Raw genomic sequence first — 24005 nt, 5'->3', positions numbered from 1 at the left:
TAGGCAGTGCTTAGGTGGTTTCTTAGAATGGCGGTGTAACTATGCGCATGTATGATATTATTTTGAAAAAAAGAGCCAATTTAGCACTAACAAATGAGGAAATTCGCTTTGTCATAGAGGGCTATGTACATGGTACTATTCCTGATTATCAAGTAAGTGCTCTATTGATGACCATCGTATTTAATGGCATGAATGCTCGTGAACTCGGTACGTTGACACTCTCGATGGCTCAGTCAGGACAAATGGTGGATTTATCGTCAATTGATGGTATCACCGTAGATAAACATAGTACAGGTGGTGTAGGGGATAAGACGACACTTATCATTGCTCCTTTAGTGGCCGCCTGTGGTGGTAAGGTCGCAAAAATGTCTGGTAGAGGCCTAGGGCATACAGGGGGGACTATCGATAAAATGGAATCGATTCCTCATTTGAAAGTATCCTTAAGCCAAGAAGATTTTATCGCCCAAGTGAATAGAATAGGCCTTGCCGTTATAGGTCAATCAGAAGGCTTGGCACCAGCCGATAAAAAACTCTACGCTTTGCGCGACGTAACGGGAACAGTGGACAGTATTCCTCTTATTGCTTCCTCCGTGATGAGCAAGAAATTGGCATCTGGTGCGCAAGCCATTCTACTAGATGTAAAGGTCGGTAGTGGGGCCTTTATGAAAACCATTGATGATGCCCGTGCCTTGGCTAAGGCTATGGTAGATATTGGACGTGAAAACGGTCGTTCCGTTAAGGCTGTTTTGACGGATATGGATCGGCCCCTTGGTCATGCCATAGGCAATGCCTTAGAAATTCGTGAGGTCATTGATACATTAAAAGGTCATGGCCCTGAGGACTTGACCCATGAATGTATTATCATGGCTGCTCACATGCTCGTTTTAAGCCACATCTGCGACTATGAAACCGCCCTAACTCGTGTGCGTGAGACTCTCGATTCTGGCGCTGCACTCGAACGTCTACGCCTCATGATTGACGCTCAAGGTGGTAATAGCTCTGTGATTGATGATGAAAGCCTACTAGCTATCGGCCAATGTACATATGATGTAATAGCGCCTAAGGCTGGTTACATTACCCATATGAATACCGAACAATGTGGTATAGCGTCTGTTATGCTCGGTGCGGGACGCACCGTAAAAGATGCCCCTATCGATTATAGTGCAGGTATTATCATGCACAAAAAAACGGGTGATGCCATTACTACTGGTGAATGTGTAGCAACCTTGTATGCTTCCGATGAAAGCTTACTTGCCAATGCGGCTAAGACCTATATAGAGGCTATTACGATTGGCGAAGAAGTGCCACGTGTAGTTGATACCATCCTTGATATTGTGGAATAAGGAGCCGTATATGACAGAATTAGAAATTCAAAACCTTGTGAACCGTGCTATAAAAGCTCGTGAAAACGCATATTGTCCGTATTCACATTTTGCTGTTGGAGCTGCTTTGTTATGCGAAGATGGTACCATTTACGAAGGTTGTAACATAGAAAATGCATCCTATGGGCTTACCAACTGTGCAGAACGAACGGCTGTTTTTAAAGCCGTATCCGAAGGGCATACAAAATTTAAGGCCCTTGCCGTAGTTGCTGATACGGAAGGGCCTTGTGCACCATGTGGCGCGTGTCGTCAGGTAGTAGCTGAATTTAAGATTCCTATTATTATAATGGGAAACCTAATGGGGAATGTAAAAATAGTAACTATAGAAGAACTATTGCCGTTTAGTTTTTCGGAGAGCGAGCTAATTGGTAAATAGATCCTTCTACAGTGGAATATATTTTTCTCCAATGATTTTGATTGAGTGTGGATGGAAAACTATCATCACCATAGATGAGTAGATAGATGTCTTTATCTTTAGGTAGATTATTAACGGATATAAATGGCATAACCTCTTTGGCATTCCATGAAATTGTGTTTGGGTCAGGGGCTACTTCATCAGCGCCAATCAACTTATAGACTTTATGATCGCTATAGTAGGTTGGTGAAACGCGATATCTGCCACTGCCTTGTACAACGAGAGCATCCTGGCTTATCGATTGACTAATATAGTTACTAATGGTTGGACTAGATGCCATATCCATTTGTGGTATAGCAATCGTAAAGGTCAGTGTAATATAGGCAATGCCCATAACCAGTGCAGTTTTACATATGAGTGAAGTTCGCTCATGGCACATGATAGCCATTAATATAGCTAGTGGTGTTAGCGCAGGGAATGTATAGGTGGAGTACTTGGTTGCCATACATGAGAAGAAAAGGATTACTGTGCCCGCCCAGACTGCTAAAAAAGTATGAAAGGGAACGTTAGTAAACCAATTTCTTCGGTTTGTATATACTAGTTTTGGCAGTAAAATGGACCAAGGTAATAACGCGATTATCGTAATAGGGATGTAATAGTACCAAACATTATACCGAGGGTGTTCTGATACGGTCGCACGTAACCAATTATGGACGCCTAAAAAGACATTGATAAAGTCATTTCCATGAGTTGCGTACATATAGTAATACCAACTACCCCCAAGGGTGAGAAGGATGAATAGACCTGGTATGAGTTGGAGGCTTAATAATTCGCGAAGATCTTTGCGAATTATTAGGTATACGAGTATGATGAGCCCTGGTAATAAAAAGCCAATAGGCCCTTTTGTTAAGACTGCAATAGCTGATGCGATATAAGCAGATAGATAATAGATTTTATAATGAGTAGCATGTTCTTTATGGAGTGTATAGCCCATATAAAATCCCATTAATGTAGCGTTAAAACATAAACCCAAGGTCATATCTGTTATAACAGCCTTAGCGATAATCCAATATTCTGCAGATATGGATACGATAATAGCACTAAGAATAGCGATGATATGGCTTGTTTGTGATTTCACAAAACGGTATATGAGGAAAATATTGCATAGTGCTAATAGACCAGAGAAAAATCGTGCCCCAAAGTTTGATATGCCAAATAGTTTAAATCCTAAAATTAGTTCCCAGTAATAAAATATTGGTTTATCATACCAATAATGTCCAAAAATCTGTGGAGATAAATAGTTTTGGTTGATAATCATCTCCTTGGCGGTTAGTGCATAATTGCTTTCTACAGGATCCGTAATACCGAGCCAAGTATTGCCAATAAAATAGACGATAGAGGATAAAATAAGGACTATAAAAATATGATAGTCCTTATTTTTTAATATATATTTCATCGATTTAGCCCTTTATATTAAATTGATCACGCAATGGTGCTTGTGATTTTTTTATGAGACGTACACATTGTTTTATGTTTGCAAGTATACGGAAAATATTGTATTTAGGGTGATGTAACAGTTTATCAATAATCGAAGAAATATAGTTTTGAGAAATTTTAAATAATAAGTAGGTAATGAGTATCCCCATGATGATATCAAGTGGGTAATGGTGTCCTACAAATACCTTGGCACACCCCGTTACGATAGTGCCTATTAACAGTATTGTTCCCAATCTTTTATAAGTGGCAAAAATTGGTAATGCAATAGCTGTCATAGCCATTGCATGCGTGCTAGGAAAACTAGAGTCAGCAGCGTGAGGAATTAGAAGATGTACTGTATGTGTGACAAAAGGTCTAGGTTCTTGAATTATGGATCCAATAATACTATGAGTAATTAATATGATACCTAGAAACACTATGGTATGTATACTTGTTTTTAAAAGTGTTTTGTCCTTGTAATAAATTCCAAGTCCTAATAATAGAAAAAGTAATGCAGCGAAGCAACCTGCCAGATATTTCACAGTCAATATCATAGATATATCTAGCCAAGTGTAGGTGCCTGCGAGGTTATTAATGAGTTGAAATAATTCGTAATTCATATATCTCTCCTTTTTTAGTGATGACTTAATTGTATAAGTACATCATAAAGGATAAATATTACGAAATTATAACGACAGAATTACGTATTGGAAAAGATTAGTTTTTCTATCATGACAGCCAGAATATGACTTTGTATAATAAATGAAAAGGAGGTTATTATGGTATTTAATTGGTTTAATCATTTAGGTGTACAAAAAAAGATGATAATTAGTAACTTATTAATTATCATCGTACCCTTTGTAGTATTAATAACTTCATTATCTATGCTATGGGGCGTTATTCGCTATACAAATCCAGTTGCTCATCGCCAATGGATGATGCTCGCACCTAGCACGATTCAGGCACAAGTATTCCAACTAGGACTCGAGCAAATCAATAAAGAACTTTCAAAGGAATCCACATCTATAAGTGATATTTTAGATAGTAGTGCGGTACTAGAAGCACAAGGTCTAAATATAGTTATTCTTGAGAATAATCAAGTGGCTTATTCTACATCAGGTTTAGATGTAGACGGTCTGTTGAAGAACTTTGATACTACAATGGACGCATCCGGTTCTGTTCATTATTTAAATTGGCAAGGAAATCAACTTACTTATGTAAATTCGTATGGAACGGGACTCACAATCTATGGATATGGCCAAATTCCATTTATGGCCAAGAGTATGGGACCAGAGTCGATGGATAAGAAACTCGTTGAAGGTGCATTTGGTATTGGTATTATAGTGATGCTGGCTATTGTTATTGGTATAGGCATATATATTTCTAATCGTTTAGCACAATATGTTTTGCGACCTGTGAAAGATTTAAAAGCTGCAGCGGATACTCTTAAAGATGGTACAGAGCCTAAGATTATTACTGTCAGAACACATGACGAACTAGGTGATACATGTGAGGCTTTCAATAATATGCAAGCTGCCTTATTGAAGGCACGTGAAGAACAGGCCGTTTACGAAGATCGGAGACGGGAAATGATTGCTGGTATTTGTCATGATATTTCCACACCGCTTACCTCTGTAAAAGGGTATGCTAGTGGTATACTTGAAGGAGTTGCCAACACAGAAGAAAAACGAGCGAAATATGTACAGCGGATTTATGATATGGCGGGCCGGATTGAACATTTAGTTACCATGTTATCTGATTTTTCTAAGTTGGAATTAAAACAAATTCACTATGATCGGCATATCTATGTATTAGATGATTTACTACGAGAATATGTTGCCAGTCGTCATCTTGATGAACATGAACATATCCATTTATATGAAACATATGATGCCAGTGATGGCATGATTGCCATTGATCGAGAGCAATTTTACCGCGTTTTAGATAATCTTGTATCTAATAGCTTGAAATATAGGAATGGTGACTCTGTTGCCATCGACATAGCAACGACCAGAACGACTGATGGTTATAGAGTGAGATTTTCTGATGATGGACGAGGTGTATCTACAGAGGAATTACATCGTTTGTTTGATATCTTTTTCCGTACTGATGAGGCGCGTACAGAAGTGGCTAATGGCAATGGCATAGGTTTAGCTATTGTAAAACAAATTGTTGAAGATATGAATGGTGTTATTTACGCTGAACATAATGAAAGCGGTACTGGATTATCTATTGTGATGGAATTTCCTCGCATAAAGGAGTAATGTATGGGTAAAGTTTTGATTATTGAAGATGATATGGGCATCTATGAACTTGAACGTGATTATTTGGAAATTGAAGGCTTTGAAGTCGATATTGAAACAAATGGTATAGATGGCTTGAATAGGGCACTTAATAATGAGTACGACCTCATACTACTTGATATTATGATTCCTAAAAAGGATGGATTTTCTGTTTGCCGAGATATTCGAAAAGAAAAAGAAATTCCCATTATCATGGTTAGTGCTAAGCGAGAAGATATTGATAAGATACGAGGCTTAGGTCTAGGTGCCGATGATTATATGATTAAACCCTTTAGTCCTGCTGAATTAGTAGCTCGGGTGAAGTCGCATATTCAACGTTATAACAGAATACGTAATAGCTTGAGCCCCATGGTGGTGGCCATTGATCCAAAGATTTCTGCAGGCAGTTTAGAAATTATGTTAGATTCACATCAAGTTTTTTTAGGTGGCGCCGAGGTGAATCTAACACCGCGAGAATATGATATTTTAGTACTTCTTGCATCTACGCCTAATCGTGTGTTTACCAAAGAAGAGGTTTTTGAAAGTATTTGGGGGATTGATTCTTTAGGTGAGACATCTACCGTTATGGTTCATATCAATAGATTAAGGGCAAAAATTGATAAACAATTCCGAGATGAGGAATATATTGATACCGTTTGGGGCGTAGGGTATCGTTTTCACAAATGGGATAACTACAAAAAAATATAGTCGTAAACAATCATTGCGTAAGATTATAAGAAAAAGGCTGGAGCACGTGGCTCCAGCCTTTTAGTGTAAGATAATGACCATTAGAATGCAGGAACAATTGCACCTTGGTATTTATCTTGAATAAATTTTTTGATTTCAGGGCTATGAAGAGCTTCCATCAATTTCTTGATGCGAGGGTCATTTTCATTGCCTTTAAGAACAGTTACGACGTTTACGTAAGGGGAATCGTTGGATTCGATGAACAATGCATCTTTACCAGGGTTAAGACCTGCATTTAATGCAAAGTTAGTGTTGATAGCTGCTAGTGCAACATCGTCGATGGAACGAGGCACTTGAGCTGCTTCTAATTCTACGAATTGGTAACCATTAGGGTTAGAAGCGATATCTTGTACAGTGGATAAGATATTGTTAGAGTCTTTCAATGTGATAAGACCAGCTTTTTGTAATAACATTAATGCACGACCACCATTTGTAGGGTCATTAGGAATAGCGATTTTTGCACCTTTAGGAAGGTCTTTTAAATCTTTGATTTGACGGGAATATAAGCCCATTGGTTCGAGATGAACACCACCAGCAGATACTAGAGGAAGGTTATGTGCTTTTGCAAATTCTTCCATGTATGGTACATGTTGGAAGAAGTTAGCGTCGATTTCTTTATCGCCTAATGCAAGGTTAGGTGTGTTATAATCAGTGAATTCTGTGATTTGTAAATCGATGTTATCTTTTGCCAAGATGGGTTTTACTTGTTCTAAGATTTCCGCATGTGGTACTGCAGTAGCACCAATTTTTAATACTTGTTTGTCACCGCTGTTAGCCGCTTTGTTATTATCGCTGCCGCAACCTGCGATTAATAGCGCACCGCCGAGAACGACTGTAGCCGCTAATGCTAAAAATTTGTTCATACAAACACTCTCCTTTTCGAGAAAATTAAATGTAATTCGATAAGCTTATAGTACTAAATTATTTCCTATTCCGCAACTATGTATTATTAGAGGTTATCCATAACTAAAAGTTATAGGGCTCATTATACGTAAATGTAAAAGATAAGCCACCCTAAATAACTCCACCGGCCGGGTCTGACTCCGGCCTTCGGCCTTCGCAGGGCCAAAGTCGTAATTTAGGATGGCTTATCTTCTTTTTTACTTACCTATAATGAGCCCTATACTTAATAGTAATTGGTACAACATGGCGGCACCAGCAGTGGTACCCATGGCTTTATCTAGTTTGATTTCATCTACATGGGTATAGAATATGTTAATGGTTTTAAATGCTGGGATAATGGCTATTAATGCGAGTAATGCTGGAATAGGGAGGACTTTCAAATAGATCCATGCACCAATCCAGATGAAGTTAAAGATATAAGTGATGCTCATAAGGCTGATGGCACGGTCGCGGCCTAATACAATTGGTAATGTACGACGGCCGTGTTTTTCATCGTTTCGAATATCTCGAATGTTGTTGGTGAGCATGATGGATCCAACTAATAGGGTAGCCGGTAGTGCAGGGATTAGGAATGCTAGTGAAAGTTCACGCGTCCACGCAAAGCCTGTAATGAGGACAATAGCAAAACCCATGGCGATACCGGATGAGATTTCCCCAAATGGTGTGCGAGAAATTGGCTTTGGGCCACCTGAATACAAAAAACTAATTAAAATACAGATGATGCCGGCCGGAATGTACCACCATGTAATGGTGGCTGATAGGTATAGGCCGATGATGATAGGTACAATCATAAGAACCTTAATCATAGTGGAGATGAGCTTTGGCGTCACTGCACCACGGGTAAGGGAACCAGCATTACCTATTTTTTGCCCCGCATCAAGACCAGATTTAAAATCTTTCAATTCATTCCATAAATTAGCGATGATTTGAGCCGATACGACGGCTAAAAATATAAGAATTGTATGGAATATGGCGAGTCCTGTGCCATGAAGTGCACCGAAGGTATAATAACTAAATGCAGCACCTAAGATAGTTGGCCCTAATGCAGCGGCCAATGTGCGAGGTCTAGTGAGGGGAATTAATTCTTGTATCATAATGGTGTGGCGAAATGCCAACTCCTTTCTGTTAGAAATACGTTTTCTTATCTTTAAGTATTGTATAGTACATTAGGAGAAATGTAAATTTGGTGTACCTATCATGTTAGCACAATTATATAGTATAATATTATATGTATATTTAAAATTCTTAATTTAACTTACTTATATAATTCAATTCATATATTCATGAGGTGAGACTATGAAAACGTGGAGTAAGAAGGTAATGACACTAGCTTGCGCTACCTGCTTAACGGTAGGTATGGCGGCTGTAGCTTGTGCCGATACAATTGATTTAGGCTATGGTCAGTATGCTACCACTAATAATGGTGTACACGCGGTAGCTGTAGATGCGATTCCTACAAATCCTACTTTCAGAACGATGGAACAAAATAAGACCCTTCAAACAGCTAATGAGCGAGCTGCAAAATCTATGAATGACCGCATAAAAACATCCTACCCAATGGTAAAAGAGGAATTTAAAGGTACTGCCTTAGATGGGTATAGTTTGTACCAATTATCTGGGGATAGTACATTAGGTCATCATACAGGTTGGTTGCTTACATACAATGTAAATAAAGAGGCGATTAATTATCTCGATCGTACAGCTACTCAAATTGTTAACGTAGCAATGGCCGATAAACAAGTGAAAGCACAATCTGTTAGCGAGCCTTACACAAAATCTAATGCAGAGAAGTTTATTTCAAAAATGGCCACAGTTACACTTGATCGCAAGATGTTAGAGCCACAAATAGCAAATTTAAATGCTACTATGCATCGCGATATGATTAAAACAATACAACAAAATGCTATGCAAGATGCATCGTTGTCGCAAAAGAATAAACAAAGTGTGCAAGAGGGCGTAGATCTGTTTAAGAGAGTCATCCCTAACTTTACAATGGGTGCTACAGAAATATCATTTAAACCATATACATCTAAGTTTGGTGCTATGGCCGGTATGAGTGTGCGCGGCAGCTTAAAATATGATGGCTTTGTATTGCCTGGTAGTTTAACTATGTATGCAATGCCACAAAACGATGGGCTTACAGTACAAATCTTGGCAACCGAAGATACGAGCCGAGACTACTGGTCAGGACAATTAGAATCCATGTATGGATTGAAAACCCTAAAGGGAGGCAATAAATAATGAAACCATTAAAAACTCTTGTGCTAGCAGCTTGTTTAGTTGGTGCAGTTACTAGTTTTGCGGGTGCAAAAGATGTAAAAACCATAGCAGGATCCATGTCTGTTCCGAATACAGTTACGGTAGCAACCGCATCTACTACAGATTCTGTGGATATTATAAAGGATTTGCTTATCAAGGATAATGCAAAACCAACTACGAATAAACGGACTCGCCAAAGTAATGAGGATGCATTATCTGCGCTTAACTATATGGGCGTTTCTTATGATGTATATCAATTACAAGGGGAAGATAAAACCGGCCAAAAGGACGCTTTGTTAGTAGCCGTAGATTTGAAAACAGCAGCCAATGCATTGTTTGATAACCCTAAGGCTAATGCGTCTGTCCTTCCTGTATTAGCCATACTCAATAATGGTGAGTTGGATCCGATTACAGAACAACTCATGTTGACTACGGTTAATAATCTGTTGCCAAAAGAATCTAAAACATTTACATTACCAGATAAGAACGTGCCCGGTTCCATCTATGTAAGTGCTGGTAAAGATTACAGCACCGCCGTTGGTATTGTCGGTGAAAGCAAAAATCCTACTACCATTACTGTAGAAAACACAGAACAAATGGAGAAAATGAATAATACAAAGTATCAAACATATACCGTAGGTTCTCGTGTATTAGTTGATGCGGAAGGTATTAAATTCCCATATTATGCAAAAGCGGCACTCGTAATGAATCCACAAAAGCCTACATTGTTCTTGGCATTGACTAGTGATGTACAACGTCAATACTTTATGCCAATCTTTGCAGATGCTTTCAAATCGATTAAATAAAATATATTGAAAAACATCGATATTAATGTATAATAATTTCTATATGATGTATGTATTGTAAAAGGAGTCCTATTATGAAAACAATTCACACAGATAAAGCGCCTGCAGCAGTAGGTCCCTATTCCCAAGCTAAAGTAGCTGGCGGTTTCTTGTTCGCTTCTGGTCAGGTAGCGATTAACCCTGCTACAGGTTCCGTAGTTGAAGGCGGTATCGAAGCACAAACTGAACAAGTATGTAAAAATATTGAAGCTGTATTAGCCGAAGCAGGTTCTGATTTCTCCAAGGTTATCAAAACAACATGCTTCTTAGCTGATATCAATGACTTCAAACCTTTCAACGAAGTATATGCAAAATATTTTACATCTAAACCAGCTCGTTCTTGCGTGGCTGTAAAAGATCTTCCATTGGGCGTTGCAGTAGAAGTGGAAATCATCGCGGAAGTATAATATGGATTATATTTCATTATTACAAAAAGAAATGAAACCTGCCTTTGGCTGTACAGAGCCAATTGCGCTTGCCTATGCAGCAGCCAAGGCCGCATCCGTATTGGATGAGTTTCCCAACCACATTCATGCGCGATGCAGTGCCAATATCATTAAAAACGTAAAATCAGTGGTCATTCCGAACTCTGGAGGCCGCAAAGGCTTAGCTGCGGCTACCGTGCTCGGCGCCATCGTAGGCCATCCAGAACGAGAACTAGAGGTGTTAGAATCGGCTACCGATGAAGATCGTAAATGGTTAGGCACCATATTAGAGGCTAACTTTTGCACTGTAGAACTAGCGGAAGGTGTTGATAATCTCTACATTGAAATTACGGCCACCACCGATGAACATACGGCAGTGGTACGCATTGAAAATGCACATACCAATATTACCTATGTGTCCATAGATGAAAACGTGATTTCTGAAACTGTTAATGAAATTAAAGAGGCTGAAAGTAGTACTTGCCCGATGACATTCGATAGTATCTACGAATTTGCAAAAGCTGGTGACATTTCCGGTATCTTACCTAGCATTAAGCAACAGGTAGAATATAATACGGCCATTTCAAATGAAGGGTTATCCAATGATTATGGTGCCAATATTGGTCGATTGTTATTGCTTGATGATGAAACCCCATCTCTAGAAACAAAGTGTAAGGCTCGTGCCGCAGCAGGATCCGATGCACGCATGAGTGGGTGCCCGTTGCCTGTAGTTATTTGCTCCGGCTCTGGCAATCAAGGATTGACCGTTTCAATGCCTATCATTACAACTGCTGAGGAACTCGATAAAACCGATGAGGAATTATATCGATCCCTTGTATTTGCCAATTTGTTAACGCTTTACGTTAAATCTGGTATTGGTAAACTATCCGCATACTGTGGTGTCGTATCGGCTGGCATTGTAAGTGTAGCTGGTATTGCCTTCTTGAAAGGCGATAGTAAAGATATTATCGAAGATACACTTGTAAATGGCCTTGTTAGCCTATCTGGTATCGTATGTGATGGGGCGAAACCATCTTGTGCCGGTAAAATTGCTATCTCCTTAGATGGAGCTTTCATGGGCTATAAACAAGCTCGCCTTAACAAGAGCTATCAAAAGGGTGATGGCCTTGTAGCCAACTCCGTTGATGATACGATTAAAAGTATCGGTATCGTAGCACAAGGCATGAAAGAAACTGATGTGGTTATTTTGAATGAAATGTTAAAGCATTAATTGGTTTTATATACGGAAAACAGTTCGTCCTATAATCCTATAAATAAGAAAACAGCGTTATGACCCGTTTGGTTATAACGCTGTTTTTCTAATGTTATTGTAATTTTTTAGGATCCTTTAGTAGCAATGATGCGACCAGTCCCACAATAAGGAATGGAACTAGTGTCATCATGGCTGCTGGTAGGGAATAGGTATCTGCTAAATTCCCTACAACCGGTGCGATGATGCCGCCGATTGTTTGGCTTACGCCAAGGGTGATGCCTGATGCAAATCCGATGCTCTTAGCTAGATAAGTTTGGCCCAGTACAATAACAGGGCTGTAACTGATGGCCTTTGCAGCACCAATCATGAGTAAAATCAGATAGGCGAGTGGCATCATAATCGTTACAGAAAACTCAGGGACTTGTGTTAATAGGAACATGGATGGCAACCAAATCAACAGAGATAATCTAATGATTTTGATAGGACCGTATTTATCGCCCAATAAGCCACCGATGTAGGTCATAAAGATGCCGATGCTAAAGAATACGGTTAATGCAAAACTACCTTGTTCGGGGCTCGTGCCGAGTTCATGAGTCCAGAATACAGGGATAAATGCATTAATAACGCGGAAATTAACCGATTGGCTTAGAATAATGATGAACAATATGCCAAAATATTTCCAATAATTTTTCAGTGGCTGAGCCGCAACTGTTGGATTTTCGGTGGCTACAGCTTGGTCGATAGTTTGGGCATGAGCTACGATACGTGGCATGAGTAGGAATAGAACGGTAGATATAATAATACCGGCTACGGTGAAAGCTGCTAGACCATGTGCACCCACTGTATAGGCGATAGCGCCAGCAAATAGAGGACCAAAGGCGAAGCCTGAACTACCGCCGATGGCGAAGGTTCCCATTGCTTTGCCCTTCTTGCCACCTCCGAGGCGGTTCATAATTTTTGCCCCTTCAGGATGGAAAATAGAAGAACCTACACCGGCTAGTGTGGCACATACAAGGAGACTTTCATAAGACGAAACAAAACCCATCATCCCCGTACTACATGCGGATAATAACGTGCCTGCTGCAATGAGTCGTGGCTGATTGAGCTTGTCTGAAATATACCCTAGCAATGGCTGTAGCAATGACGATAATGCCGTGTTCGCTAAGATAAGAAAACCTGCTTGCTCCAAGGACAGTCCATACGTATAGATAAACAGCGGCAATAATGCAGGTAATACACTTTGGCATGAGTCATTAATCATGTGACTCAGCGTGATGAGATAAGGATAATACTTTTGCATAGTAAACCTCGTTGATTGATGATGTAATATATAATATATTTATATTATATACTATATGTATACAAATAAAACCTAGATAACATCTGTATTATGTGTATCTAGGTTTATCTATTATATCTCTATCATTATCATTTTAAATATGGCAGAGGAGGAGGGATTTGAACCCCCGCGCCGGTTGCCCGACCTACCGCATTTCGAGTGCGGACCCTTCAGCCTCTTGGGTACTCCTCCGTGCTTTACGACGCTCTTTAAAGAAATCTTTCATCAATTGGCTGCATTCATCAGCGAGGATGCCTGCTTGCAATTGTGGCTCATGGTTCAATCCCGGGTGGGATAGCACATTAAACAGAGATTCTACGGCGCCTCCTTTGTAGTCGCTAGCACCATATACAACGCGATCAATACGGCTGTTAATAATGGCCCCTGCGCACATAGGACACGGCTCTATCGTAACATACAGGGTGCATCCAGTCAACCGCCAACGTCTTAGGCTATTACAGGCTTCACGGATGACGAGAACCTCGGCGTGAGCTGTTGCATCATGATCTAGTTCACGGCGGTTATGATGACGTGAAATGACTTGATTATCATGGACCAAAATGGCGCCAATAGGAATTTCGCCAAGGGCATACGCTTTTTTGCCTTCTTCGATGGCAAGGCTCATAAAGTATTCGTCACGACTGCGCTCGTCCATTGTATTAAGTTCGGTTGAATCCATTAGGTCTTTTGTCATTATTGCACCTCTTAATGTATAATATCTTACATAGAGTCTATCATATTTTATCGTATTTTTGCGAATAGATTTAATCGTTGTGTCAGTTGCTTGTGTGAGGCTAGTATGGATATTATTTGGTATATGTTTGACATGATTGGTACCATCGCATTCGCCGTATCAGGCGCACTTGTGGGTGTGTCCCGTAAAATGGATATTTTTGGCATGGCCGTGCTCGCGCTTGCTACCGCTATTGGGGGCGGTGTGATTCGTGATGTACTATTAGGCTATTTCCCGCCCAATTCACTTCGTAATGTAGTGTATGTTACGGTCGTCCTCGTGGTAACCTTTATTGTATTTGCTATTTATAACAGTCGCTATCATCGCAACATAATGGGGCCTCGCAGCCGCGCTAGTTATTTGTTTGCCGATGCTCTTGGCTTAGCATCCTTTACCGTAACGGGTGCCTCCGCAGGATATACACTATATCCGGACTTGCCTATATTCATCGTATTGCTTGGTACGATTACCGCTGTAGGTGGTGGCATTCTGCGCGATATGTTGGCACAGCGCGTGCCTTCCGTACTGAAAGAAGACGTATATGCGTTGCCTAGTATTATTGGCGGTATAGCCTATTATCTACTGGTAATTAGCGATTGGGCGGGCCAAGCCGTATATGGGGCTTTCACCATTGTGCTTGTTATTCGTCTACTAGCTATAAAATATCACTGGAGCCTGCCTCGTGTCAGATAATAATCGGTTTTATGCGATATATTTGCCAAATTATGACTAAGTGATATAATTGTAATATTAGTTATTTTTTTATGATTGTATCCCTTACAACAGTTGTGAAATGGTACGCACAAGCGTGCTTGATAAAGGAGTTTAACCTATGTCTAAAAAATGGTTGAAAGTAGCGTTAATGGTTACGGCTATTGCTACGGGTACATCCATTCAAGTTGATGCGGAAACTGTGTTATATGTTCCGCAAGATGATCGTCCAGTAAGCCTACAATATACAGTTGATACTGCAAAGGCAGCGGGAATGACGGTGTTAACACCACCACAAAATTTGATTTCTGGTAAAACCTACAAAGGGCAAGCCGATCAAATCTGGAATTGGGTAGAGCAAAATGCGGGCCGTGCCGATGTTATGGTATTGAGTACAGATACCTTAATCTATGGCGGCCTTGTGGATTCTCGTAAACATAATTTGCCATTGAGCACATTGGAAAATCGTTTAAAACGCATCGAAGCGCTTAAGGCAAACCATAAAAATATACGCATTTATGGTTTTGGTACCGTAATGCGTTCCCCACGCGCTAGTGGGGGTGGTACAGAACCATCCTACTATGCAGATTATGGTCCAACCATATTCCAAATTGCTGCGCTACAAGATAAATTGGATGCCGGCACATTGACACAAGCGGAAACACAAAAATTGATGAGCTTGCAAGCCTCTGTCCCTGTAGAATATCTACAAGACTGGTTCTCTCGCCGTCAAAAAAATATGCAAGTGAATAAAGACTTGATCGATGAAGCGCGTAATGGTGTCTTTGCATACTTTGCATTGGGCCATGATGATACCTCCCAATTGTCTCAATCCGCATTGGAAGGACGCTATTTAAATCAATACTCCAAGGGCATTCCACGTACACAATATGGCAGCTTCCCTGGGGCAGATCAACTCGGTTTATTGTTGATGGCTCGTTCTCGTACCGATGAAAGTGCGGAAAAACCTACGTTCTCCGTTATCTATCCACTAGGTGGTGCCGGCAAAACATTGCCAGGTTACGAAGACCAAACCGTTGATAAAACGATTGCGGAACACGTAGAAGCCGTTGGTGGTACGATGACAACTGCAGGTAAACCAACCGTTCTTCTCGCTGTTAATACACCGCTTTCTACGAGCACATCTGAATCTGAAACCTTTGGTAACTTCCCAATGATTTCTCAAGCTACGACTGCCTTTGTAGATCGTATTCAACAAGCTACGGAACAAGGTGTAAACGTGAGCATTGCGGATATTGCCTATAACAATGGCTCTGATAATACCTTGTTAGGTGCTTTATATAAACGCGATTTACTCTATAAAATCGGCGCTTACAATGGCTGGAATACAGCAAGTAATACGGTAGGCTATGCGATTGCACAAGGCTTATTGCTACAAACTATGTCCCCAGAAGGGCATCGCGATATGTTGACCCAACAATATTTGGATAACTGGGCATACCAAGCGAATATCCGCAAGGATATTTATCGTATGCAAGATTCCATTCGTACCGACAATGTACGCTACTCTGGTGATTTGAATTCAAAATTAGAAGAGTATTTACAAGAACGCGTACAAGATTTCAGTGAAACTTATTTGAAGGTAGACCCTCGTACAGTTAAGGCTACATTCCCATGGGGCCGTTTGTTTGAAACGGATATTACTGTTTATGATAAACCAGTAGTACCTCTTCAAAAAGAAATTCGTATGCAACGGGAAGCAGAAGCGAAGAGACAAGCTGAAGCAGCAGCTGCAGCTGCTGCTGCGGCTGCACAAGCCAATGGCCAAGCACAAGCCGCTCCAGCTGTGCCAACTACAACAACTCAAGCTGCACCAGCTGCAACTTCGACAACGGTAGTACATCAAGCATCGACTTCACCGCGCATCGTTCCAACACCGGCCGCTGTGCCTCAACAATAATCGCCTATGAAACGATCGTTTTTGCCTGAAATAACCTATATGCGTGGCCTTTGTATGCTCGGCGTTATCGGCATTCATGTCGGCTCCTATGCATTACAAAATCCGTTCGTTAATTTACAACTTATTAGCGTGTTGGAAATCTTATCGCGTTTTGCAGTGCCTGCATTTTTCTTCCTGTCAGCCTTTGGTTTGTTCTACCATACATCGGTAAACGATCCATTTAGCTACAAGGATTTTATGAAACGACGCTTTCAAGTGGTGCTCTATCCTTACATTGTGTGGTCTCTATTCTACCTTATCTATACAGGAATAACGGCGCACAATTTTGGAAATCTCCATCCCGGACCATTGCTTGTGAACCTCTTGTTTGGTAACAGTATGTACCATTTATATTTTATGGTTATACTGGTGTGGTTCTATGTGCTCATGCCACTATGGCGTGTGATGGTACGGTGGATTTTGAAAGCCCCTATTCCTTGGCTCGTCATCTTATTTGCTATCCAATTAGGTGTTGACTTTATATCATCTTATCGATTGGGGGCCTGGGTGACACAACAGTTTAGTGATTCTCCAGCCATAAAATATCTCTTCGATATGCGCCTTAATTATTGGGTGATTCATTATGTATGGATATTCCTTTTTGGTGCTGTTGTAGCCGAACGATATGAACAGGTGAAGGATTATATGTGGCGTTACCGATATCTATTGGCCACATGTGCCATTTTATCGATTCTATCCATGTTGGGCGCCTACTACTATGTCATGGATGTATGGCATTATACGGTGCTCGAAGCGATTTACACAGTGCATCAGTTGAGTCCAATGGGTGTATTCTATACGGCATTAGGCACATTGTTTAGCTTATTCCTATTCCAAGTGATGCCCCTCAACAATACGATGGAGGCGTTCTGGTCACAAATTGGGGATACTTCATACGGCATCTATTTGGCACATCCATTCTGGTTATTGATCATGACCGGTATCATGGCCAAGTATAATCTTCTATTTACAGTGCCTCACGTAGTGCTGTTGTATGTGATGGCCGTAGGATTATCCTACTTGACGACAGTAGGTTTAAAACAAATACCAAAGCCAATTCGAAAATATATTCTTGGCAACTAATAGGCTTATACAAGCCCTGTAAGATTGGTATATAACTAATTACAATAGAATCCGCTCCTACCATAACTTATAGTTATCGGTAGAGGGCGGATTTTTTTATGACTAATTTGAAAACTTTCACAATGTAAAGTGTGAAAATTAATCTATGATTGTGCTATAATACAATCATACTGATTAGAGTTACAACAAGGGAAAATGAGGTGCTCTTATGAAAGAATTAACATATTTTAACGGTGAATTCGTCGAACCAGGTGCTAAGGTAATCAGCATTGATGACCGTGGTTACTTATTCGGTGATTCTGTATATGAAGTTGTACGTGTTACAAAAGGTCGTTGTTTTGCATTGTCCTATCACCAAGACCGTCTATATCGGTCCATGCGTGAAATGGACATTCCTGTAAAAATGACACCAGATGATTTGACCGAACTTCACGAAATTTTGATTGAACAAAGTGAAATCAAGGAAGGTTACATTTATTTACAAATCTCCCGTGGTGTGGCGCCACGTCATCATGCGTACGATCGCTCTAAACTTGAACCACAAATGCTCATGTCCATTCATAATCTCGATATGGATGCAGTGAACAAGTTGGAATCCGGTGTGAAAGCTATCGCATTGCCTGATGAACGTTGGGGTCATGTAGACATTAAAACAACGAATTTGATTCCTAACATTTTGGCACAAACAAAGGCGGAAAAGAAATTTGCTTATACAGCGATGTTATTCCGCGATGGCATTTGTACTGAAGGGGCTACATCTAATGTATTTGCCGTAAAAGATGGAATTATTTATACACATCCATCGGATAATCATATTTTGAAGGGCATTACGCGTCAAATGGTTATTACTCGTGTGGCACCATCATTAGGCATCACTGTTATCGAAAAAGAGTTTGACCGCGCTTTCGTTGATGATGCGGATGAACTATTCTTTACCAATACAACCGGTGGTGTGATTCCGATTATAAAACTCGACAGAAATCCTGTAGCTGATGGTAAACCAGGTGCAGTGACTATGAAATTACGTCATGGTCTAGAAAAATTAATGGAAGAAGGCTTGGCTTAATTAGCATACTATAGGTAACGATATGGTAGCTATAGTGGCTAGTAAGGGGAGCTTTCATAAAGAAAGGACATATTTTGATTACATTAGAACACATTAGCAAGGTCTACGAAGGTGCTAATCGTGTAGAAGCGCTAAAGGATATTAGCCTTACCATTGAAAAAGGGCAAATCTATGGCATTATCGGTCAATCAGGGGCCGGTAAATCTACATTGATTCGTTGCATCAATATGCTAGAAGCCCCTACATCGGGCTCCGTAATCGTAGACGGCACAGATTTAACGAAATTGAGTGCTAGTGAACTGCGCAAAGCGCGTAAACACATTGGCATGATTTTCCAACATTTTAACCTGTTATCATCGCGCACGGTCTATGACAATGTGGCATTCCCGTTGGAGTTACAAGGACTTAGCAAGGCTGAAATCAAGGAACGCATTACACCGATTCTCGATATCGTAGGCTTATCGGACCGCGTGAATAACTACCCATCTCAACTATCTGGCGGTCAAAAGCAACGCGTTGGCATTGCCCGCGCCTTGGCTTCTAATCCAAAGGTATTATTGTGCGATGAAGCTACCTCCGCGTTGGATCCGCAAACAACAGAATCCATCTTGGAATTGTTGAAGGATATCAATGAACGGATGGGGCTTACCATTGTGCTCATCACTCATGAAATGAAGGTTATCCGCGAAATTTGTGACCGCGTAGCCGTTATCGAAGGCGGTGTTATCTTAGAAGAAGGTAGTACGCTCGAAGTATTTACAAATCCGAAGAAACCGACTACAAAAGATTTCGTTGGCTCAGTAGTAAGCGATAACCTACCACAAGACGCGCTTGAACATATTGAACTTCATGATGACTGGATTGCTGGTACGGCACCATTGGTAAAATTGAAGTTTACCGGCCAAGCCACAGATGAACCTGTTGTAGCAGGTTTAGTACGTCGTTTTGACCTCGATGTAAGCATCTTATTTGGTGGCATCGACTACATTCAAAACACTAGTGTAGGCCGTCTCATCGTCATTTTGAATGGTGATCCTATGAAGGCGCAAGAAGGGCTAGACTATATCAGAACATTACCAATTGAAAGCGAGGTGATCGGTTATGTCAGAGCAAGTAATTAAATTGTTGATAACCGGTACCTTGGATACATTGCAAATGACCGTTATCTCTACGATTATGGCCATGATTATTGGTATTCCACTCGGCGTAGTATTGGTGGTTACATCTAAAGGACATATTTTAGAAAATGCAGCGCTTAATAAGATTCTAGGGGCTATCGTTAATGCGACTCGTTCCATTCCGTTTATCATCTTAATGGTTGCCATCATTCCGTTTACACGTATGGTTGTTGGTACGTCCATTGGTACGACGGCTGCTTGTGTACCGTTGACATTGGCGGCGATTCCGTTTTTAGCACGTCTTGTAGAAACATCCATTAAGGATATTCAATTCGGTGTTATCGAAGCTGCTCAATCGATGGGGGCAAGCCCATTCCAAATTATCCGCAAGGTATTGTTACCAGAAGCATTGCCAACTATTATCGATAATGTTACAGTGCTTATTGTTAACTTGATTGGTTACTCTGCAATGGCAGGTGCTATTGGTGGCGGTGGCCTTGGTGATATTGCTATCCGCTACGGATACCAACGTTTCCAAGGGGATATCATGCTCGCTACCATCATCATTCTTATCATTATGGTTCAAGTTATCCAAATGATTGGTGACGGTTTATCCAAAGCGATGAATAAGAAATAGGAGGCGTTATGAGCGTCAATGAAAAATTGAGAAGTGCTCAACATGACGAGCTCTTTGAAGGCATTTTACAACTTCAAACTGTAGAAGAATGTTATGCATTCTTTGAGGATATTTGTACTGTTAATGAACTGAAAGCATTATCGCAACGACTTCAAGTGGCTAAAATGTTACGCGCTGGTGATAGCTATGAAACGATTGTAGAAGAAACCGGTGCTAGTACAGCGACGATTAGTCGTGTGAAACGATGCCTTGTATATGGTGCTGATGGTTATACAGTGGTATTAGATCGATTGGCAGACAAAAAATAGTCATAACATATTCATAGTAGGATATAATACATAACGGTGACCCTGGTCATCGTTATTTTATATATAGGACTATTGTTTTTACTTATACGAATGGTAAAATGATAGTATATGTATGTGAGATATGGGAGGTCGTATATGGAATGGCTAATTGCAATAACCGGATTACCCTATGAGGTAATGATACTTATATTGCTTGCTGTAGCAGGGGCCTTTGCGGGCTTTGTGGATTCCATAGTGGGTGGCGGTGGATTGATATCTGTGCCGGCCATGTTGCTAACTAATTTGCCTCCTAGCATGGCTCTAGGTAGTAATAAATTGTCTAGTATCTTTGGGGCCGGTAGTGCATCAATTACATTTTTACGAAACCATATGGTTGATTTTAGGCTAGTTCGTAAACTATTGCCTTTTACCTTTATAGGTTCTATGCTGGGTACTTTGGCGGTTGTATCATTACCGCCGCTATATGTTAAACCGATTATCATCGTATTACTCGTGGCCGTTACATTATTTGTAGTCTTTAAAAAGAACTGGGGCGAAGTAAATCGCACCTCTCAAGTAATGGGGCGAGCACTTTATATTTGTATGGCCTTTGCCCTTGGCATCGGTATTTATGATGGCTTTATAGGCCCTGGTACGGGTACATTTCTCATTATGGGATTTATCTTTACCGGATTTGATTTTCTCCATGCTTCGGCGAATGCTAAAATTTTAAATTTCACCAGTAATTTAGCATCTTTACTTGTGTTTCTATATTTAGGACACGTCAATATTATGTATGGTCTTGCCGCTGCGGTGGGACAAGTTGTGGGCGCCTATTTAGGATCTCATTTAGCCATTGCGAAAGGATCGTCCTTGGTGCGTGTTGTATTCCTGTCTGTTACGACAGTGATGTTGTTAAAATTAGTGTTTGATTATATTTCTACCTTGTAGGAGGTGTGAGTATGCCTCATAAAAATGATGTTCAAGTGGCATTGATCAGCGGTGGTACATCGGGGATTGGATTTGCCACAGCTAAGCTATTATTGCAAGAAGGTTGGTGCGTCGTTATCAATGGCCGCGATGAACAAGCGGGACAAAGGGCAAAGATGAAATTGCGCCGATATTCTTCGAAGGTGCGCTATGTGAAAGGCGACGTATCTAGTGTTAGCGATTGTCAGCGCATCGTAAAAGAAACGGTAGATTTCTTTGGTAGTATTTCGGCTCTTGTAACGGCGGCCGGATATTATGAAGAAGAGCTGCTAGCCGATGTATCTGAATCGGCCTTTGATGAAATGTTTGGTACAAATGTAAAAGGGACTGTATTCTTGTGCCAAGCAGCATTGCCTTATTTACGTCAAGTAAAGGGCAGTATTGTTACCGTATCTAGTGATGCAGGCCTACAGGGCAATGTAGCCTGCTCAGTATATGGTGCGTCAAAAGGTGCTATCGTAAGCTTTACAAAATCACTGTCCCTTGAGATGGCACCTCATGAAGTACGTGTAAATTGTGTATGTCCTGGCGACGTAGATACATCGCTTGTAGATAAGCAAATTGCCCAATCCCATCAAGATGCGGAACAAGCAAAAGAGGAGATGGGCCAACATTATCCATTAGGGCGTATTGCAAAACCTCATGAAATTGGAGAAGTTATCGCTTTTTTAATTAGTTCAAAAGCATCCTTTGTAACAGGTGCTGCGTGGACGATTGATGGAGGTCTTACGAGTTGGTAGTGAATAGAGTGTTATCTATTACTAATAGTCATAATAAGACAGTTTATACAGGGTAAAATATATATTATTCATTTCAATTCTACATTGAGAATGGTATAATAATACTAATGAACGATACATACATTCACAAGTGGAATCCGGAGAAAAAGGAGAACGATTATGGCAGAATATAATGGCGTTAGAATTGAACCGCTTAGCGATGGTGGTCAAGATTTAAATTATCAAGTTGAACAATTTATTTTCTGGGGTGCAGGCCGTGCTGCCGTATTGGCTTTGTCTCCAAAATTCAGCAATGTTGCACTATGCACAAATGCTACATACATGGTAACTCGCATTGCTCATTTATATGATGTTGAATTACAAACAGGTGCTGTTGTAGGTTTAGTAGGTGGCTTGAGCACTGCTATTGCTACAGCTGCTATTTCCTTACTCGTACCTTTTAAAGCAGTACGCGTACCGGTAGCTGTTGGTTTGACCTATGCTATTGGTAAGGTAGCTCATATCTGGATCGAAGATGGTATGCCATCCGACATCGAACGCTACAAACCTATGATCGCTGAGTTCTATGAAAATGGTAAAACCATTGCTGGCGAAATCGCTCGCGATGCAGCAGCAAGCATTCCGTTCACTCAAGGCCAACGCGATGTATGGGCTGGTATTGCCAATGAAACAGGTCTTGCAAAAGAACAATTAGAACAAGTATATTCTGAGAAAGTAGCACCTGCTATTGAAAAATGGAATACGGAAACGAAATACCAATTGCATGATAATGCAGCAGAAGCAGTAGCAAAAGTAACTGATGCGGCAAAAGAAAAAATCGATGTAGCAAAAGAAACATTGGATACTGCAAAAGAATTGGCTAAAGGTGGCGTAGAAGTAGCGAAAGCAACTACTCAAGTGGCTGTGGAAAACGCAAAAACTACAGCAGCTCAAGCTGTGGAAAATGCAAAAGATACTGCATTCCAAGCTGTTGAAACAGTAAAAGAAACGACAAAATCCACAATTAACGGTTTTCGTAAATAGTTAGAAGGATTGGTATGAATCCATTAAAGATCATCAAATATGGCAAGTATTTTAGTGAGTCTCGATTCTTGGCGTTTGCCACTCGCTATGGTAAAAAACTTGCCTTTGTACAAAAAGCAGTGGTGTTATTCTTTTGCTTGCGCGATCAAGATACACCAAAATATGTAAAGGCTATTTTAGCCGGCGCCTTAGGGTATCTCGTCCTACCAATCGATATCATTCCTGATACGATTGCGGGCCTTGGCTGGGTAGATGATGTAGCAGTTCTTGGCATTGCTTTCAAAATCGCCAACCGCTATATCAAAACATCCCACGAAGAACAAGCGAAAAAGCTATTCCCTTTTGGCAACTAACAAGTACATAAAAAGGCAGTTTAATCATTGTTATTGGTTGGACTGCCTTTGTTTATTTGACACCCTTTGTTAATAGAT

The 24005-nt window shown here is 40.5% G+C and carries 25 protein-coding genes and 1 tRNA gene; 19 read left to right on the top strand and 7 right to left on the bottom strand.

The annotated features are described in order from the left end of the window. The first annotated feature begins 41 nt into the window (after positions 1-41). Both HMPREF1151_RS02970 and HMPREF1151_RS02965 read left to right on the top strand, forming a co-directional pair. Positions 42-1343 carry a pyrimidine-nucleoside phosphorylase gene (locus tag HMPREF1151_RS02970; protein WP_009660979.1) on the top strand — a complete coding sequence of 434 codons (1302 nt, stop codon included), beginning with the start codon at positions 42-44 and terminating at the stop codon, positions 1341-1343. A 10-nt stretch (positions 1344-1353) separates the two neighbouring features. Further along, positions 1354-1758 (top strand): cytidine deaminase, encoded by a 405-nt coding sequence (locus HMPREF1151_RS02965; RefSeq protein ID WP_009661028.1) that lies wholly within the window; start codon positions 1354-1356, stop codon positions 1756-1758. Here HMPREF1151_RS02965 and HMPREF1151_RS02960 read toward each other — a convergent pair. Beyond that, the gene (locus HMPREF1151_RS02960; protein ID WP_009661022.1) at positions 1724-3193 is read right to left on the bottom strand and encodes a glycosyltransferase family 39 protein; all 1470 of its coding nucleotides are present in this window, start codon (positions 3191-3193) and stop codon (positions 1724-1726) included. The two genes, HMPREF1151_RS02965 and HMPREF1151_RS02960, sit on opposite strands and share 35 nt — an antisense overlap. 4 nt (positions 3194-3197) lie before the next feature. Beyond that, positions 3198-3833 (bottom strand): phosphatase PAP2 family protein, encoded by a 636-nt coding sequence (locus HMPREF1151_RS02955; protein ID WP_009661013.1) that lies wholly within the window; start codon positions 3831-3833, stop codon positions 3198-3200. Positions 3834-3992: 159 nt separating this feature from the next. Between HMPREF1151_RS02955 and HMPREF1151_RS02950 the strand changes: the two genes are divergently transcribed. Both HMPREF1151_RS02950 and HMPREF1151_RS02945 read left to right on the top strand, forming a co-directional pair. After that, positions 3993-5477: a HAMP domain-containing sensor histidine kinase gene (locus HMPREF1151_RS02950; RefSeq protein ID WP_009660988.1), complete on the top strand. Its 1485-nt coding sequence runs from the start codon at positions 3993-3995 to the stop codon at positions 5475-5477. Between the two features lie 3 nt (positions 5478-5480). Beyond that, positions 5481-6203 carry a response regulator transcription factor gene (locus HMPREF1151_RS02945; protein WP_009660990.1) on the top strand — a complete coding sequence of 241 codons (723 nt, stop codon included), beginning with the start codon at positions 5481-5483 and terminating at the stop codon, positions 6201-6203. An 80-nt stretch (positions 6204-6283) separates the two neighbouring features. Here HMPREF1151_RS02945 and HMPREF1151_RS02940 read toward each other — a convergent pair whose 3' ends face one another. Together HMPREF1151_RS02940 and HMPREF1151_RS02935 are read right to left on the bottom strand one after the other, a co-directional pair. Next, positions 6284-7105 (bottom strand): MetQ/NlpA family ABC transporter substrate-binding protein, encoded by an 822-nt coding sequence (locus HMPREF1151_RS02940; RefSeq protein ID WP_009660992.1) that lies wholly within the window; start codon positions 7103-7105, stop codon positions 6284-6286. A 237-nt stretch (positions 7106-7342) separates the two neighbouring features. Next, positions 7343-8239, bottom strand: a complete 897-nt coding sequence (locus HMPREF1151_RS02935) for a prenyltransferase (RefSeq protein WP_009661002.1) — start codon at positions 8237-8239, stop codon at positions 7343-7345. A 202-nt stretch (positions 8240-8441) separates the two neighbouring features. Between HMPREF1151_RS02935 and HMPREF1151_RS02930 the strand changes: the two genes are divergently transcribed. The 4 genes from HMPREF1151_RS02930 (at position 8442) to HMPREF1151_RS02915 (ending at position 11905) form a co-directional block, all read left to right on the top strand. Then, positions 8442-9386, top strand: a complete 945-nt coding sequence (locus HMPREF1151_RS02930) for a hypothetical protein (RefSeq protein WP_005380189.1) — start codon at positions 8442-8444, stop codon at positions 9384-9386. After that, positions 9386-10210, top strand: coding sequence for a hypothetical protein (locus tag HMPREF1151_RS02925; RefSeq protein ID WP_009660975.1), 825 nt, complete (start codon positions 9386-9388; stop codon positions 10208-10210). Before HMPREF1151_RS02930 ends, HMPREF1151_RS02925 begins: the two co-directional genes overlap by 1 nt. A gap of 74 nt (positions 10211-10284) precedes the next feature. Beyond that, positions 10285-10656, top strand: coding sequence for a RidA family protein (locus HMPREF1151_RS02920; protein ID WP_005375663.1), 372 nt, complete (start codon positions 10285-10287; stop codon positions 10654-10656). Position 10657: 1 nt separating this feature from the next. Beyond that, positions 10658-11905 carry a serine dehydratase subunit alpha family protein gene (locus HMPREF1151_RS02915; protein ID WP_009661021.1) on the top strand — a complete coding sequence of 416 codons (1248 nt, stop codon included), beginning with the start codon at positions 10658-10660 and terminating at the stop codon, positions 11903-11905. 94 nt (positions 11906-11999) lie between these two features. On the opposite strand, the gene HMPREF1151_RS02910 is transcribed toward HMPREF1151_RS02915, so the two are convergent. The 3 genes from HMPREF1151_RS02910 to tadA form a co-directional block, all read right to left on the bottom strand. Continuing rightward, positions 12000-13187, bottom strand: coding sequence for an MFS transporter (locus HMPREF1151_RS02910; protein WP_009660983.1), 1188 nt, complete (start codon positions 13185-13187; stop codon positions 12000-12002). Positions 13188-13327: 140 nt separating this feature from the next. Then, a tRNA-Ser gene (locus tag HMPREF1151_RS02905) sits at positions 13328-13418 on the bottom strand. Beyond that, positions 13372-13881 (bottom strand): tRNA adenosine(34) deaminase TadA, encoded by a 510-nt coding sequence (tadA, locus tag HMPREF1151_RS09630; protein WP_083842109.1) that lies wholly within the window; start codon positions 13879-13881, stop codon positions 13372-13374. The genes HMPREF1151_RS02905 and tadA overlap by 47 nt, the downstream gene beginning before the upstream one ends. 144 nt (positions 13882-14025) lie before the next feature. Here tadA and HMPREF1151_RS02900 point away from each other — a divergent pair, with 144 nt between their 5' ends. The 11 genes from HMPREF1151_RS02900 (at position 14026) to HMPREF1151_RS02850 (ending at position 23927) form a co-directional block, all read left to right on the top strand. Beyond that, on the top strand, positions 14026-14652 hold the full coding sequence (locus tag HMPREF1151_RS02900) for a trimeric intracellular cation channel family protein (RefSeq protein WP_009661032.1): 627 nt from the start codon (positions 14026-14028) through the stop codon (positions 14650-14652). A gap of 139 nt (positions 14653-14791) precedes the next feature. Next, positions 14792-16591: a DUF4127 family protein gene (locus HMPREF1151_RS02895; RefSeq protein WP_009661007.1), complete on the top strand. Its 1800-nt coding sequence runs from the start codon at positions 14792-14794 to the stop codon at positions 16589-16591. Between the two features lie 6 nt (positions 16592-16597). Beyond that, positions 16598-17713 (top strand): acyltransferase, encoded by a 1116-nt coding sequence (locus HMPREF1151_RS02890; RefSeq protein ID WP_009661015.1) that lies wholly within the window; start codon positions 16598-16600, stop codon positions 17711-17713. A 208-nt stretch (positions 17714-17921) separates the two neighbouring features. After that, a complete protein-coding gene (dat, locus tag HMPREF1151_RS02885) occupies positions 17922-18779 on the top strand; it encodes a D-amino-acid transaminase (RefSeq protein WP_009660978.1) in 858 nt (285 codons plus the stop codon). A gap of 74 nt (positions 18780-18853) precedes the next feature. Then, the gene (locus HMPREF1151_RS02880) at positions 18854-19900 is read left to right on the top strand and encodes a methionine ABC transporter ATP-binding protein (RefSeq protein WP_009660977.1); all 1047 of its coding nucleotides are present in this window, start codon (positions 18854-18856) and stop codon (positions 19898-19900) included. Further along, positions 19881-20534 (top strand): methionine ABC transporter permease, encoded by a 654-nt coding sequence (locus tag HMPREF1151_RS02875; protein ID WP_005377242.1) that lies wholly within the window; start codon positions 19881-19883, stop codon positions 20532-20534. The genes HMPREF1151_RS02880 and HMPREF1151_RS02875 overlap by 20 nt, the downstream gene beginning before the upstream one ends. An 8-nt stretch (positions 20535-20542) precedes the next feature. Beyond that, entirely contained in the window at positions 20543-20842 is a 300-nt protein-coding gene (locus HMPREF1151_RS02870) for a YerC/YecD family TrpR-related protein (RefSeq protein ID WP_005380196.1), read from the top strand. Between the two features lie 135 nt (positions 20843-20977). Then, the gene (locus HMPREF1151_RS02865; RefSeq protein WP_009660997.1) at positions 20978-21772 is read left to right on the top strand and encodes a TSUP family transporter; all 795 of its coding nucleotides are present in this window, start codon (positions 20978-20980) and stop codon (positions 21770-21772) included. An 11-nt stretch (positions 21773-21783) separates the two neighbouring features. Further along, a complete protein-coding gene (locus tag HMPREF1151_RS02860) occupies positions 21784-22551 on the top strand; it encodes an SDR family NAD(P)-dependent oxidoreductase (RefSeq protein ID WP_005377228.1) in 768 nt (255 codons plus the stop codon). A gap of 159 nt (positions 22552-22710) precedes the next feature. After that, positions 22711-23574 (top strand): hypothetical protein, encoded by an 864-nt coding sequence (locus HMPREF1151_RS02855; protein WP_009661020.1) that lies wholly within the window; start codon positions 22711-22713, stop codon positions 23572-23574. A gap of 14 nt (positions 23575-23588) precedes the next feature. Beyond that, the gene (locus tag HMPREF1151_RS02850) at positions 23589-23927 is read left to right on the top strand and encodes a YkvA family protein (RefSeq protein ID WP_005377221.1); all 339 of its coding nucleotides are present in this window, start codon (positions 23589-23591) and stop codon (positions 23925-23927) included. Positions 23928-24005: the final 78 nt, after the last annotated feature.

The organism is Veillonella sp. ACP1, assembly GCF_000286635.1.
Classification (GTDB): Bacteria; Bacillota; Negativicutes; order Veillonellales; family Veillonellaceae; genus Veillonella; species Veillonella atypica.
Note: the sequence above shows the minus strand (reverse complement) of the source record. Positions and strands in the feature narration are given on the sequence as shown.

Bases quoted from the DNA above. Each gene is read 5' to 3' on its own strand.
- HMPREF1151_RS02875 (WP_005377242.1), top strand. From the start codon at position 19,881: ATGTCAGAGCAAGTAATTAAATTGTTGATAACCGGTACCTTGGATACA.
- HMPREF1151_RS02870 (WP_005380196.1), top strand. From the start codon at position 20,543: ATGAGCGTCAATGAAAAATTGAGAAGTGCTCAACATGACGAGCTCTTT.
- HMPREF1151_RS02925 (WP_009660975.1), top strand. From the start codon at position 9,386: ATGAAACCATTAAAAACTCTTGTGCTAGCAGCTTGTTTAGTTGGTGCA.
- dat (WP_009660978.1), top strand. From the start codon at position 17,922: ATGAAAGAATTAACATATTTTAACGGTGAATTCGTCGAACCAGGTGCT.
- HMPREF1151_RS02940 (WP_009660992.1), bottom strand. From the start codon at position 7,105: ATGAACAAATTTTTAGCATTAGCGGCTACAGTCGTTCTCGGCGGTGCG.
- HMPREF1151_RS02915 (WP_009661021.1), top strand. From the start codon at position 10,658: ATGGATTATATTTCATTATTACAAAAAGAAATGAAACCTGCCTTTGGC.
- HMPREF1151_RS02920 (WP_005375663.1), top strand. From the start codon at position 10,285: ATGAAAACAATTCACACAGATAAAGCGCCTGCAGCAGTAGGTCCCTAT.
- HMPREF1151_RS02890 (WP_009661015.1), top strand. From the start codon at position 16,598: ATGAAACGATCGTTTTTGCCTGAAATAACCTATATGCGTGGCCTTTGT.
- HMPREF1151_RS02970 (WP_009660979.1), top strand. From the start codon at position 42: ATGCGCATGTATGATATTATTTTGAAAAAAAGAGCCAATTTAGCACTA.
- HMPREF1151_RS02860 (WP_005377228.1), top strand. From the start codon at position 21,784: ATGCCTCATAAAAATGATGTTCAAGTGGCATTGATCAGCGGTGGTACA.
- HMPREF1151_RS02895 (WP_009661007.1), top strand. From the start codon at position 14,792: ATGTCTAAAAAATGGTTGAAAGTAGCGTTAATGGTTACGGCTATTGCT.
- HMPREF1151_RS02965 (WP_009661028.1), top strand. From the start codon at position 1,354: ATGACAGAATTAGAAATTCAAAACCTTGTGAACCGTGCTATAAAAGCT.
- HMPREF1151_RS02910 (WP_009660983.1), bottom strand. From the start codon at position 13,187: ATGCAAAAGTATTATCCTTATCTCATCACGCTGAGTCACATGATTAAT.
- HMPREF1151_RS02855 (WP_009661020.1), top strand. From the start codon at position 22,711: ATGGCAGAATATAATGGCGTTAGAATTGAACCGCTTAGCGATGGTGGT.
- HMPREF1151_RS02950 (WP_009660988.1), top strand. From the start codon at position 3,993: ATGGTATTTAATTGGTTTAATCATTTAGGTGTACAAAAAAAGATGATA.
- HMPREF1151_RS02935 (WP_009661002.1), bottom strand. From the start codon at position 8,239: ATGATACAAGAATTAATTCCCCTCACTAGACCTCGCACATTGGCCGCT.
- HMPREF1151_RS02865 (WP_009660997.1), top strand. From the start codon at position 20,978: ATGGAATGGCTAATTGCAATAACCGGATTACCCTATGAGGTAATGATA.
- HMPREF1151_RS02945 (WP_009660990.1), top strand. From the start codon at position 5,481: ATGGGTAAAGTTTTGATTATTGAAGATGATATGGGCATCTATGAACTT.
- tadA (WP_083842109.1), bottom strand. From the start codon at position 13,881: ATGGACGAGCGCAGTCGTGACGAATACTTTATGAGCCTTGCCATCGAA.
- HMPREF1151_RS02900 (WP_009661032.1), top strand. From the start codon at position 14,026: ATGGATATTATTTGGTATATGTTTGACATGATTGGTACCATCGCATTC.
- HMPREF1151_RS02960 (WP_009661022.1), bottom strand. From the start codon at position 3,193: ATGAAATATATATTAAAAAATAAGGACTATCATATTTTTATAGTCCTT.
- HMPREF1151_RS02850 (WP_005377221.1), top strand. From the start codon at position 23,589: ATGAATCCATTAAAGATCATCAAATATGGCAAGTATTTTAGTGAGTCT.
- HMPREF1151_RS02955 (WP_009661013.1), bottom strand. From the start codon at position 3,833: ATGAATTACGAATTATTTCAACTCATTAATAACCTCGCAGGCACCTAC.
- HMPREF1151_RS02930 (WP_005380189.1), top strand. From the start codon at position 8,442: ATGAAAACGTGGAGTAAGAAGGTAATGACACTAGCTTGCGCTACCTGC.